General features: G+C 52.5%; 22 protein-coding genes. 11 read left to right on the top strand and 11 right to left on the bottom strand.

All coding sequences use genetic code 11. The annotated features are described in order from the left end of the window. The first annotated feature begins 571 nt into the window (after nt 1-571). From MoGM_RS13290 to MoGM_RS03740, 11 genes are all read left to right on the top strand, one after another. A complete protein-coding gene (locus MoGM_RS13290; RefSeq protein WP_228449166.1) occupies nt 572-1,075 on the top strand; it encodes a hypothetical protein in 504 nt (167 codons plus the stop codon). Nucleotides 1,076-1,136: 61 nt separating this feature from the next. Then, nucleotides 1,137-1,472 carry a hypothetical protein gene (locus MoGM_RS03785; protein WP_025069034.1) on the top strand — a complete coding sequence of 112 codons (336 nt, stop codon included), beginning with the start codon at nt 1,137-1,139 and terminating at the stop codon, nt 1,470-1,472. Nucleotides 1,473-1,479: 7 nt separating this feature from the next. Continuing rightward, nucleotides 1,480-1,695 (top strand): hypothetical protein, encoded by a 216-nt coding sequence (locus MoGM_RS03780; RefSeq protein WP_025069035.1) that lies wholly within the window; start codon nt 1,480-1,482, stop codon nt 1,693-1,695. A gap of 11 nt (nt 1,696-1,706) precedes the next feature. Next, nucleotides 1,707-1,928, top strand: a complete 222-nt coding sequence (locus MoGM_RS03775) for a hypothetical protein (protein ID WP_018667431.1) — start codon at nt 1,707-1,709, stop codon at nt 1,926-1,928. Nucleotides 1,929-1,940: 12 nt separating this feature from the next. After that, the gene (locus tag MoGM_RS03770; protein WP_008782568.1) at nt 1,941-2,351 is read left to right on the top strand and encodes a PcfK-like family protein; all 411 of its coding nucleotides are present in this window, start codon (nt 1,941-1,943) and stop codon (nt 2,349-2,351) included. A gap of 2 nt (nt 2,352-2,353) precedes the next feature. Next, entirely contained in the window at nt 2,354-3,637 is a 1,284-nt protein-coding gene (locus MoGM_RS03765; RefSeq protein WP_068960791.1) for a PcfJ domain-containing protein, read from the top strand. A gap of 24 nt (nt 3,638-3,661) precedes the next feature. Next, entirely contained in the window at nt 3,662-3,919 is a 258-nt protein-coding gene (locus tag MoGM_RS03760; protein ID WP_057098472.1) for a hypothetical protein, read from the top strand. Between the two features lie 20 nt (nt 3,920-3,939). Beyond that, entirely contained in the window at nt 3,940-4,173 is a 234-nt protein-coding gene (locus MoGM_RS03755; RefSeq protein ID WP_068960793.1) for a DUF3873 domain-containing protein, read from the top strand. Continuing rightward, a complete protein-coding gene (locus MoGM_RS03750) occupies nt 4,170-4,418 on the top strand; it encodes a hypothetical protein (protein WP_100766167.1) in 249 nt (82 codons plus the stop codon). The genes MoGM_RS03755 and MoGM_RS03750 overlap by 4 nt, the downstream gene beginning before the upstream one ends. Nucleotides 4,419-4,463: 45 nt before the next feature. Beyond that, nucleotides 4,464-4,772 carry a hypothetical protein gene (locus MoGM_RS03745; protein ID WP_104368812.1) on the top strand — a complete coding sequence of 103 codons (309 nt, stop codon included), beginning with the start codon at nt 4,464-4,466 and terminating at the stop codon, nt 4,770-4,772. Between the two features lie 116 nt (nt 4,773-4,888). Then, nucleotides 4,889-5,110, top strand: a complete 222-nt coding sequence (locus MoGM_RS03740) for a hypothetical protein (protein ID WP_104368811.1) — start codon at nt 4,889-4,891, stop codon at nt 5,108-5,110. A gap of 68 nt (nt 5,111-5,178) precedes the next feature. On the opposite strand, the gene MoGM_RS03735 is transcribed toward MoGM_RS03740, so the two are convergent. The 11 genes from MoGM_RS03735 to MoGM_RS03685 form a co-directional block, all read right to left on the bottom strand. Beyond that, nucleotides 5,179-5,706 (bottom strand): glycoside hydrolase family protein, encoded by a 528-nt coding sequence (locus MoGM_RS03735; protein ID WP_104368810.1) that lies wholly within the window; start codon nt 5,704-5,706, stop codon nt 5,179-5,181. Further along, entirely contained in the window at nt 5,703-6,206 is a 504-nt protein-coding gene (locus tag MoGM_RS03730; RefSeq protein WP_104368809.1) for a DUF3872 domain-containing protein, read from the bottom strand. Before MoGM_RS03730 ends, MoGM_RS03735 begins: the two co-directional genes overlap by 4 nt. Next, nucleotides 6,203-7,102, bottom strand: coding sequence for a toprim domain-containing protein (locus MoGM_RS03725; protein WP_104368808.1), 900 nt, complete (start codon nt 7,100-7,102; stop codon nt 6,203-6,205). The genes MoGM_RS03730 and MoGM_RS03725 overlap by 4 nt, the downstream gene beginning before the upstream one ends. Nucleotides 7,103-7,112: 10 nt before the next feature. Further along, nucleotides 7,113-7,688, bottom strand: a complete 576-nt coding sequence (locus tag MoGM_RS03720; RefSeq protein WP_104368807.1) for a conjugal transfer protein TraO — start codon at nt 7,686-7,688, stop codon at nt 7,113-7,115. A gap of 2 nt (nt 7,689-7,690) precedes the next feature. Beyond that, on the bottom strand, nt 7,691-8,695 hold the full coding sequence (gene traN / locus MoGM_RS03715; RefSeq protein WP_104368806.1) for a conjugative transposon protein TraN: 1,005 nt from the start codon (nt 8,693-8,695) through the stop codon (nt 7,691-7,693). Nucleotides 8,696-8,758: 63 nt separating this feature from the next. Next, nucleotides 8,759-10,108, bottom strand: a complete 1,350-nt coding sequence (gene traM, locus MoGM_RS03710; RefSeq protein WP_104368805.1) for a conjugative transposon protein TraM — start codon at nt 10,106-10,108, stop codon at nt 8,759-8,761. Continuing rightward, a complete protein-coding gene (locus MoGM_RS03705; protein ID WP_104368804.1) occupies nt 10,089-10,397 on the bottom strand; it encodes a TraL conjugative transposon family protein in 309 nt (102 codons plus the stop codon). The genes traM and MoGM_RS03705 overlap by 20 nt, the downstream gene beginning before the upstream one ends. A 6-nt stretch (nt 10,398-10,403) precedes the next feature. Then, nucleotides 10,404-11,027, bottom strand: a complete 624-nt coding sequence (gene traK / locus MoGM_RS03700) for a conjugative transposon protein TraK (RefSeq protein WP_004308925.1) — start codon at nt 11,025-11,027, stop codon at nt 10,404-10,406. 31 nt (nt 11,028-11,058) lie between these two features. Further along, on the bottom strand, nt 11,059-12,063 hold the full coding sequence (gene traJ / locus MoGM_RS03695; protein WP_104368803.1) for a conjugative transposon protein TraJ: 1,005 nt from the start codon (nt 12,061-12,063) through the stop codon (nt 11,059-11,061). A gap of 3 nt (nt 12,064-12,066) precedes the next feature. After that, complete coding sequence (locus tag MoGM_RS03690; RefSeq protein ID WP_032951943.1) at nt 12,067-12,696, bottom strand: DUF4141 domain-containing protein; 630 nt, start codon at nt 12,694-12,696, stop codon at nt 12,067-12,069. A 30-nt stretch (nt 12,697-12,726) separates the two neighbouring features. Continuing rightward, nucleotides 12,727-13,110 carry a DUF3876 domain-containing protein gene (locus tag MoGM_RS03685; protein WP_104368813.1) on the bottom strand — a complete coding sequence of 128 codons (384 nt, stop codon included), beginning with the start codon at nt 13,108-13,110 and terminating at the stop codon, nt 12,727-12,729. Nucleotides 13,111-13,147 lie beyond the last annotated feature (37 nt).

Here is a 13,147-nt window from a genome sequence, read left to right as displayed (position 1 = left end):
GCGCCCCAGTTGTGATTTGCTTTAAAATTCGTATCTTTGCAAGATAACAAACACCCTCATTGAGATGAAGACGCCGAAAGGCCGTGTTGTGATTTGCTTTAAAATTCGTATCTTTGCACCGGATAGTCAAAAAAACTGTATCTAATTGTGTGTCAGAATAGAATAAGAGAGTTTCAATTTTATGGTAACGATTTAGCGACAATGCAAATTCACTGGTATGCTGTGCTTTGCTACATCTAACAACTCTATTGCAAAGGTACACTTTTTTATCCAAACTCCCCAATGATTTACTTTTTTTCGGTGTTTCGAGTGTGATTTTTTGATATACTCGTATTCATATCTTCCGTAAAAGCGGTTCTGTCCGTCGGCACACCATCGCCCAAAGAGATTTTGGACGAACGTATGCCGACTACCGCATAAGCGGAGAAAAGGGCTTTGCCTCACGCCTAAACAGAAGTTTAGACTGATGATGCAAGGCCCATTTCTTTTGCGCTTATGCCAGAGAGGTGCTTTTACGGGTTTCTGACTGTTTTTCTTTTTCGCTGTCCATTTGAGCCGGAAGCGGAAAGCCGTGCAAGACCGCCCGCTCCATGAATGGAACAAGCCGTCACCCACGGCAGGCAAACCTGAAAGAATGATTTTATATGTCCGACCGGACACGTCCTGCCGGACATATAAAACCATACTTTCCACACGGTGGTTTGCCCGGTTCCACGCTTCCGGCTGTTTCCCTTTTTCTTTTGTGGACTTCTTTTTTACGGATTTCTCTTTTGAAGTTTTCCTGTCCAATCTGCCTCCACTTCCGTTTACCTCCATTTCCGCGCCTTTCAGTGAGCCGCATCAGGCAGTCATTTCCGTTCTGGGCGCAAAGGTAATTCCGGGATTGGACGGGAAAGCAAGGTCAAGCCTCCTGTTTTCTGCGGAAATCTCCAGCCCTGCGGGTAGTATTTCCGCGAAAAACCTTGCATTCCCTAATCCCTACCTTTTTAAGCACCCGAAACGAAAACGACCGATGCGACAGAAAGACGCATTAAAAAAAATGTCGGATAAACGAGAGGCAGATAAGATAGTTTGAAACTCAACTCCCTCAGCTCTTGAATCCGCATTAAAAACAAAAAATCAAAAACAAAACGGATATGGAAACAACAATGGCAACAAAATTCGTGGCTTGGGAAGTGCCGACATTGGAAACACTGAAAGGCAGTAAGGCTTACATCCTTCGTGAGAAACTGAACAACGGAGGACAGATGAACCGAGAGGAAAAGGATTGGCTCACCGAAAACGTGAACAGTAACACCTATTTCAAGAGCGCAGTCCCCTTGCAAGGCTGGAGGTTTGACTTCTCCGATGTTCTCCGCACGTTCCTCGTATGCCAATACGGACGTTGGACGGAATACAAGGCAACGGACAAGACCGGACTTCGCAGATACCTATACGGCAGGATAGACAACATTGTGGAACTTGAAAAATGATACGGCTATGACGGCAACGGCAAATTTCAGACAAGTGGCGCAATACATAGGACTTGCGATATGCGGTTTAATCGTGCGCACCGCCTTCGGGATATTGGACATCCTTTGGGGCATCATCACGGAGATAATAAACGGAGTGTTCCGAGTGGCGATAGGCGTAATCGTGGCTATCCTTTCCACAATCGCCTTCTTCGGCTTCATCCTTTGGTTATTCACCCTTTAACCCCTACCGAAATGGCAAAGAGAAGCAGCAAGACGGCAGCACAGCAGTGCAGATACTACGAGGTGGACAACATCTTCGTGTACATGGTGGAAACGTATATCAACGGAAACATATCCGTGTTCCGTGACCTCTACCACGAACTGAACAAGGACGCACGGAGGGATTTTACAGACTTCCTTTTGAGCGAGGTTGAGCCGACCTATTGGAGAGAGATACTGAAACAGACAATCTAAAATGACAGCGATATGAAAACGACAGACCATTTCAAGAGAACGATACAGATGTATTTGGAACAGCGGGCAGCGGAAGATGCGCTCTTTGCCAAGAACTACCGCAACCCAGCCAAGAACATAGACGATTGCGTGACCTACATTCTGAACTATGTGCAGAAAAGTGGTTGCAACGGCTTCACGGACGGAGAGATATACGGACAAGCCGTCCACTACTATGACGAGAACGAGATAGAGGTGGGCGAACCTATCCAATGCAAGGTAGCCGTGAACCATGTGGTGGAACTCACAGCGGAGGAAAAGGCGGAAGCACGGCAGAACGCTATCCGACAATACCAAGACGAGGAACTCCGCAAGTTGCAGAACCGCAACAAGCCGACAGCGAAGAAAGAAACCAAAGTTGAACCATCACTATTTGACTTCTGATTATGAAACCGAAAACACGCATACAACAGGAAGTCGCACGTTTGAGCAAGCGACTACCGAGATTGACCGAAGAACAAAGGGCATACGCTTTCCGCCACTGCTTCAAGCATTACGCAGTCAAAAGGGCGGACGGCACGAACATCTGCACCGAATGCGGACATTCGTGGAAAAGCGACCACGACCTTGCGGATACCGTTTGCGGATGCACCTGCTCCCATTGCGGTATGGAGTTGGAAGCATTGCGCACCCGAAAGAGTGTTTTCAGCGATATGGAGTATTTCTCCATCGTCACCACCTGCAAGCGATACCAAGTGATACGCTTCTTTTCCGTCAAGTCACGATACAAGGCAGGGCAGCCAGCCGAGTATTCCATCTTTGAAGTGGTGCAGAGGTGGATTGCCCCCGACGGCAAGACAACGACCGTTGCCCGATTGCGTGGCATGTCCTTGTTCTACTACGACCTATGGAATGAATACAGCGACATGGAAGTACGCAAGAACGGAGAATTTCGGGCATACGACATAAATCCGGTATGCACCTACCCCCGACAGCGTTTCATACCCGAAGTGAAACGCAACGGCTTCAAGGGTGATTATCACAACATCCTGCCTTACGACCTTTTCAAAGCCATACTTTCTGACTGCCGAGCCGAAACGCTGTTAAAGGCAGGGCAATATCCCATGTTGCGTTACTATATATACCACTCTTTCAATATCGTAGAGTATTGGGCATCCGTGAAGATATGTATCCGAAATGGCTACACCATTGCCAACGGCTCTATGTGGCGTGACACGATAGACCTCCTGCGTCATTTCGGCAAGGACACGAACAGCCCGAAGTACGTTTGCCCTGCCGACCTCAAAGCCGAACACGACAAGTTGGTGGCGAAGCGTAACCGACAAAGGGAACGTGAGCGGACGGAACAGCAACGGCAAAAGGCGATTGAGGACGAGAAGAACTATCTGAAAGCCAAAGGTATCTTCTTCGGACTTGTGTTCTCCGACAACCTTATCCGTATCAAGGTCATAGAGAGCGTGGAGGAAATGATAGAGGAAGGACGTATGATGCACCATTGCGTGGGTGGCTACCACAATCGGGAAAATTCTCTTATCCTTTCAGCGACCATTGACGGCAGACGCATAGAAACGATAGAGGTATCACTGAAAACTTTGGAGGTGGTGCAGTGCCGTGGCTTATGCAACGAGAACACCGAATACCACGACCGCATTGTAAACCTTGTGAACAGCAACGTGAACCTTATCCGCCAACGAATGGAAGCGGCATAGTATAAACCTATAATACCCAATAGTATGGAAGTAAGAATTGAAAGCATGATTTGTCTGTGGGACGATAAAATCCCCACAATGTTCCTTGAATTTGTGAACCTCCTCACTCTGGCAACGAGTGAGGAGCAGTTAAGAGCAAGCGTCAAGGACTTTGCCGAGAAGCACGAACTTGACAGGTTCTTCCTTTACGGCTTCGGCTCACACCATTTCTACCTGCACCAACGCTACACGAGCGACCCCGAAATGGTGATGCGCAACCGAGTTTTGTCAGTACATTTTTAACAACTCTAAAATCAACGATTATGGCAACACGAATGACTATCAACGGAGTAAGCACCTGCACGGAAGCAGGTACGGAGAAATACGAAAAATTCCAAATGGGTGTCGGCAGACGCAAGCGGACACTTGTGCAGTACGACTACCGCCACCCCGCAGACGGAGAATTGTTCTCTTGTGTCAAACCTACGTTGGACGAGTGCCGAACCGCACGTGACAAGTGGCTGACCACGAAAAAGGGAAAGGAGGGAAACTTATGAACGCAGCAGGTTATCAAACGCTGATAGTGAAATTCAGCAAGCCTATCAAGGTGTTGGACGAAATGTTTGACGATGCTGAAGCATGGGGAGTAACAACCCTTTGCGAGTGGATAAATGCTTATGAGAGTTCACGTTTCACCGCCATTGACAGCCATACGGCTGTAATCACAAGCGAGTACAATATGGAGTGCCTGATGGAATGGTTGAAACGAAACACACCCATTGCCGAGATAACAGAATGTTGAACAAGTTGGCGGTGTCCGCACCGCCAACCTAAAACCAAGAAAAGCATGATAGCAAAGACTATTTTACAGCAGATAGGCGGCAGACGCTTTGCCGCCATGACTGGAAGCAAGGACTTCATAGACATGGGCAACGGCTTACGCATGAGCCTTGCGAGGAACAAGACTAGCGCAAACCGCCTTGACATCATCTACGATGCAGGATTAGACCTCTACAATATGCGTTTCTACCGCAGGACGTTCAGCAAAAAGACATTCGAGTGCAAGACGAAGGACATCGAAACGCACAAGGGGATATATTGCGATATGCTGGAAGAAATGTTCACGATGGTAACGGGGCTTTACACCCGATTTTGAGGGGTGGGCGGCAAAAGCCGCCCTACTTTCTTTCGGTGAGCATGATGGCGGACAAAGAAAGTAGCAAAGAAACCTTGTCCAATCTTCGATAATATTTACAAAAACAAGTTTTAATCATGGAAGCAATCAGACAGAACGGAAAATTCATCTTGCACAGCGATGACGGAACAGGCATGAAGATGATTTTCAAAAACCTGACGGGAAAGAATTTTCAAGGTCGGGAGTATGCGGAGTATATCCGTCATATCGCAATCGGAAGCATGGGATTTTCGCCCGGCATCATCGAACATTGCAGGGACGGTGAGGTAATCGACATGGGAACAATACCGAATGTATGAAATGAAAGCGGAAAATCCGATGAAGCTGCCGGCTTCATCGGATTTTCTTTTGTCAGGCACTTGCCATATCACGGGACATACAGCAACGCAAATTCCGCCTTCCTCCGTTTGAGCAGCATGGCGTGCCGTTTCCCCTTGTAGTTGCAGAAAGCAATATACTCCCGATAAATGTTCCTGTCGCCCGCTTCCAATTTTCTGATCAGCGTGCTTTTGGGGTATCCGTTGCCGCCCAAAAGTTTCGCCGGACCGACATTGAAAGCCAGCGTACCAAGCAAAATCGAATCCGCCCCGAACCTGCGGAACATGGCGATGAACTTCCGCAGGTCTTTGCGCAGGAGCGCATCCGCCTGCCGTTTCGTCATGGTGCGTGCAGAATACCTTTCGCCCGGCTGCAACCGATGACCCCAGCCTATATAGGGATAGCAACTTTGGTCATGCCAGCCCTCAAAGTAGCGGGTACACAAAAATGCTCGTTCCATAAGCGGCAGGCGGTAGATTGCCGCCTGCCTGTCCGTTCCCTCTTGGCGGCTGCCCTGTGCGGACACGGAACAGACCGCCATAAGCGAACAGAGCATCATCATGAATACACGCATCATCTTGGCAGAGGTTTGAAATTGCCCATAGGGATGACGGTCTGAATGTCGTCCTTACCGTTCAGATTATTGAAGTCAAATTCCAATTCGTAGGAATTTTTGAAATTGTCCTCCACCACCACGATGAAGTTGTGCGCCTCGTCGCCCGCCGCCGTGTAGTACAGCCGGAACTTTTCGTTTTCGAGCAGGTAGCGGTCGTTGGGCAGGAACGTGATTCCATTGTCCATTTTCAATGTACCTTCTCCCTCAAACTGGAAATACCGGATGGTATAGAGGGTGTTGGCGAAGTCGCCCGTCTTTTTCAGCTCACAGCGGATTTCCACCGTCTGCCCCTTCGTCACCTTGTTCGGCACGGGCATGGTTTCCACCGTGAAGGGATAGGATTGCTGGATGTCCATGTCGTCGTCACACGACACGAGCGTGAGCGACACGGCGGCGAACAGGCAGAGTGCCAACGCCTTGAAGATGGATTTTCTTCGGTTCTTGTTGTTCAGTATGTTCATTTCAATTTGATTTTTAAGTTATTGTTCATTTCTTTTTTCGTTGTCAGTTGCAGATACTCGTTCAAGTCCTTGCAACCGTCATAGAGGGCTGAACGGTCACAGATACGTCCGCTGTGGCGTTTGCCAAGAACGTCAAGCGTCCTCCGTCCGGCTTCGTCACGGTCAAGGAAACAGTTGATGCGTCCGTAAGCGTCCAGATGCTTCATCGCCTTTTCCACGTTGGAAACGGAGTTCAGCACAAGGCAGTCGCCCGTTTCCAATCCGAGCGTGGCAGCGGAAAGAAAGTCCATGAATCCCTCAAACACACTGCATACGTCAGCGGTGGTATTCTCCGTCTTTACCGAAGACACGTCTTTGGGCGGCACGCACCCTTTGAAGAAACGGCTGCGGATTTCAAAGCCGCCCGCCACGTTCGGGAAGCCTACGGCGAAATACCGCTTGCCACGCACTCCGTAATTCAGTCGGCAGCAGTAACGTGATGCGACAGCGTAAGGTATGCCCCGTTCCGCCAGATAGTCCGTCAGCGGTGAGCGGAGCAAAGGGACGGCTTCCACTCCTTCAAAGGCAGGTTCGGCAGGCTTCGGTTGATAGATCGGCTTTTCCGACCTATCAACCACCATATTTGCGGCTTTCGCTATAAACCTCGCCTGTTCCATAAAATCCACGCTTTGCGCAAACTCTCCGGCAAGCGTAAAGATGTCGCCACCCTTGCCCAAACCGAAGTCGTACCAGAGCTGTTTCGCCACGTTCACGCGGAAAGAGGGTGTGCGCTCACTGCGGTATGGCGCACTATACCACAGCTCGTTGCCGCTTCTGCGGACAGGCTCATTTCCCAGCCGTGCGAGGAAGTCCGCCAACGGAATCCGCCTTATCATGTCGATGTCCGTCTGTTCCATGTGGCGCGCGTCAGTTGATGATTATCTTGATGCCCGCCCCGAACTGGCAATGGAACTTTCTCGTGTCGCCACCCCACAGGCAACGCTCCCGGAGGTTGGCGAACAGGGCGATACGGTCAGCCACGTAGAACTCCACGTCCAGCGTCAGCGCACCGCCGTAGATGAAGGCGTCACGGTCATGGAGCGTGGAGCCGTCATGCAGCACCTTCTCGCCCCAATTCACCGATTCATACCCGGCGAGAGCCGAAGCACCCGCATAGACGAAGACGATTTTACGCGCGTCGGACAGTATCTTGAAGTAGTAACCGCCCTCTGCCGTGAACTGAGCCACGGGTATCTTTGCGTCCTTGTACGGGTTGTTCTTCAGCAGGTACTCGCCGCCGAACACCCATTTGTTACCTTTCTTCGTATAGGTGAAGAGAGCCGCCCCGAAACTATACCCGCCGTCATTGCCGCCGGGTTTGAAGCCGTCCGCCAGATTCGCCCTTAACTCGATGCCCTGCATCTTCGGCAGGCACCGCTGGGCGTTCGCCCGCCCTGTGAACAGGGCAAGCGACGCGATAATCATAAAAAGGTACTTCTTCATAGTCAGCGCACTTGAAGTTCGTTGATGGTATTGGCACGCACCAAGTCCTCGTTCTCAATCACGAAGGACTGGTGGCGACCGCCGTTCTTCTCGTTCAGCTCCACCACGAGGCACTTGCCGTCAGGGATGGTGAACTTTGCCATCGTGAAGACCGTGCGCTCGCTCTTCCTGCCCGGCACGAGCGTGGCGTAGTTCTGCGCGCGGAGCGGCAGGACGATCTGCTCCTGCACGGCGGTACGCTTCGCTACCTTCTTGTCTACGATTTTCCACGTTATGTAGTCCACGTCGAAAGGAATGTTGCTCTGGTTCTTGATTTCCGTGTGGAAATAGAGCAAACCGTTATGCGTGTAGATGCCTTTCAGCAGGTACTGGATGCCGAAACGCTTGCAGCCGATGTGCTTCACCTCGCGCTTGTTCTGCCTGTGGATGGACTTCATGATAAGGCGCACCAGCATCGGGCTTTCGCTGCCCAGCTCCTTCAGATAGATTTCCTGCGCGTTGTTCGGGCGGTTCACCGCCGAGCCGTCATGGATGAAGTCGCACATCTCCACGTTGAGCAGCAGCGGTTCGGCTGCGTACTTCACGTTGAAGGTGTAAAAATTTCCGTCTTCCGTGATAACGGACATGTTGGTTTCGTTCGGGAAGTCCCTCACGGTAGCCTTCACACGGATGACGTTCTCGGCTCCGTCGGCTTTGCCCGCAATCAGGTCGGGCGAGCCTAAATCGACATAGCGCACTTCCGAGGGGAAAATGACGTGGACGGTCTTGTCGTAGGTCACTTCCAAACCGTGCGGCGGGACCATGCGGTCAAAGCCCAGCTTTCTTGTCAGACCGTGGTACAGGTCGCCGTCCGCCTCCTTCTGCGGATAGACCTCCTTTGTCAAGGTCGGCTGTTCTGTCGTCGGCTGTTCTACACTTCCGTTGTCCGTTCCAACGGTTACGTTCTCCTGCGCGTTGGCAGTTACGATGCCCATAGCGAGGGCAAACATGATGATTACTTTTCTCATTTTACTTTGGATTTTAGTGGTAAATTAAACATTGGTTGTTGTTACTTTTTCTGTATTCTGTTTTCAGTCTTTCTCCTGATAGAGCATGACCCTGTATCCGGCTTTCAGATGCACCTTGACGGTGCGCATCTTCTTGGCGATATACTGGCTCGTGCCCTGTATCAGTCCTTTACCCAAATCGGAGGCGAGTTGCGCCCCCGCGTTGGTGGAGATATTGATGCTGCTACCCAGCGAGCCGCCCATGTTGGCGGCGACCTCTCTGGCAGCGCTCATTTCCATCGAGTTGGGGATGAAGATGCCGGGCTGCCCGTCCGTGTCATACACCGCCAGTTCCACCGGGATAATCGTACCTGTGTACTCCAGCGAAGTAATTTCAATATCAAGCCGTTCGCCCTGAATCTTTGCCGTGCCGACCACCACCGCGTTGCGGGGAATAATTTTGTCAGCCACCGCCATCGGCTCCAGCAGTCGGAGTTTGACAGCTTGCCCGTCCGTCACACTCTGCGCCCCATAGACGCACGCCGATATGGTGTTTTTGCCCGATACGGTTGTGACGCCCACCGCCGTGTTGAAATTGCGGTTGCGCTCCTGCGAGAAGGAGGCGACAAACTCGGCGTTACTCATCGGTTGTCCAAGCGAGGACACCACTTGATGCACTACCTGCCTGACAGGTGCAGCCGTGTTCTTTCCGGCTCTCTGTACGGGGTAAGGCTCAGCCGATTGTTCGACAGGTGGCTGTGTGCCGTTCTGCCCGCCCATGTACTTTGCCGCCAGTTCGTAGGACTTCTCCATAAGTGCCACCTGCTCATCCATAGCGGACGCCTTGCCTTTCTCGCTTTCCAGTTCCGATTCCAGCGATGCGATACGCTCCAGCAGTTCGTCCATTTCCGCGTTGTCGTTCTCCGGCTGCTCGTAGAAGTTACCGAGCGTGGCATTGAGGTCGTGGTAGGCGGCTGCGGAGGACTGGATGGTTTTTGGTGCGGACTTCACCGCTTCTTGCGTGCCGCCGGGATTGGCAAGGTCGAAGTCCCTGCCGCCGTCCGTTTCCGTCACCTCGCTGTCGAACATATCGCCCAGCTGCTGCATGGCGCGGCTGCGGTCCGCCTGCCGTTCCTCCATCGCCCCCTGTTCGTAGGCTTTCGCCTTGTCGCCGATAATCCGGCGGTTCGCCTTGTCCGCGTCGGGCATTTCGATGTTGTAGCCGCCCGTTCCCGGCTCCTGCTCCTTGCCGGAGGACGGGGCGAATATCAGCCACATCGCTCCGAGGAATACCAGCACCATAGCGGGCAGCACTATCATCTTCTGACGTTTCAGCCTTTGGGCTTCGGTCAGCGGCTTGCGCTCCTTCTTCGGTTTCCCGTTGTCGGGAGCCGCCTTGTTCTCGTTTTTAGGTTCATTCTTCGTCTGTTCCATATAAATAAGGTATTACATTATGATTGTTGTCCGGCTTCACGGACAGTTCCACCTGTCCGGTATGGTCGATTTCCATACGGCTGCTGTCATTCCTGCCGATGTCATGGACGGCTTTGCCGAAGGTGTAGAGGGCAAGCGCGGCGAAGGCGGCGAGCATTGCCAGCACGATGCGCCTGCGTGTCTTCGGCGGCAAACCGTCCAGATAGCCTTTGAGCCTTGTCCTTAATTGCTTCCGTTTGTCGTGGAGCTTCCAGTACGCGCCCCACATTGTCTTTTTGATACTCTTCATTCCTTGTTACCTTTTGATTGTCTGTAAATCCTTGTTTTCGATGATGGTGAACCCCTCGATGGTGAACCCGTTGGGGTTGTCGTCCGAACGGGATGAGTTCAAGAGGCGGCACGTTGTCACGAGGCTGCGCTCGGTGACGTTGCTCTGCCGGATGATCTTCTGCGTGGCGTAGGTCACGGCACGGTAAGGATAGCCGTTGAAGTCGCACACCACGCTGTCCACCTTCAGCACTTGGTTGATGTTCCCGGCGATGATGCGGTTGTAGTACCCCTTCTCGGCGAAGTCCGAATAGTAGTTGTACACGCTCTTGTCCGCTAATAGCAGGGCACGCTTCACGTTGTGTTCTATCGCGCTCTTTTCGGGCGAGAGCGTGAAAAACAGTTCGTGGAAGCGGCGCACATGCTCCCTTGCCTCTGCCGGACGGTTCTGCGACAGGTCCTGCGAGAGTGCCAGCATCAGCGACTTGCCGTTGTCCAGCACGTAAATCTTCTCCCGCTGCCGCTCCGCGAAGCGGTAGGAACTCCACACGCTCCATACCGTTATCACGGCGCACAGCGAGAGGAAGACGATACCGAACAGGCGTATCTGCCTGAACGATGATTCGATGTTTTTGAGTGACTTGAATTCCATTGTTGTTTATTCGTTTTTAATTGTCAGTTGATTATTTCAGCAGCTTGCCGGCACGTCCGACCATGTTGCCTGCGGCTGCACCCGCCACGCTGCCCGCCATGCTTCCGGCTCGTCCTGCCGTCTGGTTCACGTTGCGACCGTAGCTTCCCATGCCCCCGGCTTGGATGATCCAGCCCGCAACGGTGGGTATCGTGAAGTAGCCGATGATGCCGATTATCATGAACACGATGTACACCCCGTCGCTGGAATCCAGCGAGAAGTTGGGGTCGGTCTGCATACGCTCGATGTCGCTCTGGAGCATCAACACCTGAATCTTGGCGAGTATCGTGCTGAATATGTCCGACACGGGAAGCCACAGATAGACCTGTATGTAGCGGCAGAACCACTGCGTGAGCGTGCTTTGGAAGCCGTCCCACACCGAGATGGCGAAGGCTATCGGACCGAGTATCGCCAGCACCACGAGGAAGAAGGTGCGGATGGTGTCTATCACGAGGGCGGCGGCTTGGAACATCAGTTCCAGTATCTCGCGGAAGAAGTCGCGGATGCCTTTCTTTATTTCGTACATCTTCCGGTCGAGGTACATTTTCGCCATCGTCACCATGTCGGCGGGCGACCAGCCCAGTTCCTCCAGCTGCTTGTCGTACTCCTCGTTTGACACGAGGTAGGCGGTTTCGGGGTTGCGCACCATCGCCTCGTATTCCAGCCTATCCTTCTGCTCACGGTACCGGTTCATGTCCAGCGTCTGCGTTTCCAGCAGTTTCGCCGTGCCCCGCACCACGGGCGAGAGGACGCTGTTCACCGTGCCAAGCACCACCGTGGGGAAGAACATGATACACAGACCGATGGCGAACGGTCGGAGCATGGGGAACACGTCTATCGGTTCGGCTCTCGCCAGTGATTGCCATACACGATATGCCACGTAGAACAGCGCGCCCAGCCCGGCTATCCCTTTCGCCACACCCGCCATGTCACCGCACAGGGGCATCATCTGCCCGTAGAGCGAGCGCAGGATCTGATGAAGGTTGTCGAACTCCATAGGCTACCAGTATCTTTCGTCCATACTGCCGTACAGCCCCATGATGCGGTCGAGGTCGTTCCTCTTCTTTGCCCGCAGGTAGCTCACGCCGATGTTCTTGTTGGTGTAGTAGCTCACGAGGTTGCGGTAACGCTTCATCTTGGAATGGCAGCGTTCCACCACGTCCATACGCTCCTTGTCGGTCATGGAGAGCGTGGTGATGTTCACCACATTTTTCAACTCCGTCAGCACGTCGTTGCTCTCCTCCAAGAGCTTCGTGTAGCCGAAGGCGATGGCTCCCAGTTCCTCCACCGTGAAGCTGTCGTCGCGCAGCATCTTCTGGAAGCTGGTCACGTAGATGTCGGTGATGTCGCCCACCATCAGGATGGTCTGCTGTACCTTGCGGGCATCCTTGACGAGGTTGTTCACGGATTTGAGGGCGTCGTAATACTTCTTGCCCTGCTCATAGATTTTCACCGTTTCCTGAAAGTTCTTCACCATATTCTGGGCGGTGGTCGAGGTATGCACCACGTTCTTCGAGGTGTTCACGATGCTCTGCGCGATGTTGGACGGGTCTATCACCGCCCACTGTGCGCTTGCCCTGCCGGCTGCAAACAGGCACAGGCAGATAATAAGTGTCATTCTTGTTCTCATGTTACTTTGGATTTTAGTGGGTTTCATTATTTATTGCTCGCCTATCGGATGGTCCGGTTTCGGGTTCACACGCACGTAGTCCCCGTTGGGCGAGAAGGTCAGGACGCCCGTCGCCTCGTTGTAGGACACGTCGATGCGGAAGCCGGTGTTCATGAAGAGGTTGCCGTTCTCCTCCTGCAAGAGGTAGGTTTCCGGCTTCAGCTTGCGGCGGATGCCGCTACGCTTGAACACCGTCACCTTGTAGGCTTCACCCTCCTTGTAGATAAGCACGTCGGGCTTCCCCTCCACGCTCTCCCAGTTCCCGCAAAGCAGGTCGCGGCGGTTGTCCACGGTTTCGCAGGATTGCAGCACCATGACCGCCAGCCCGATCAGACATTTGCTGACTTGCAGCATTTTCGTTCTTGATATACTCATACGCATTTTCTGTTCTTTGTTTATGATTCTGTTTTTA

The organism is Prevotella sp. MGM1, assembly GCF_002933775.1.
Classification (GTDB): domain Bacteria; phylum Bacteroidota; class Bacteroidia; order Bacteroidales; family Bacteroidaceae; genus Prevotella.
Note: the sequence above shows the minus strand (reverse complement) of the source record. Positions and strands in the feature narration are given on the sequence as shown.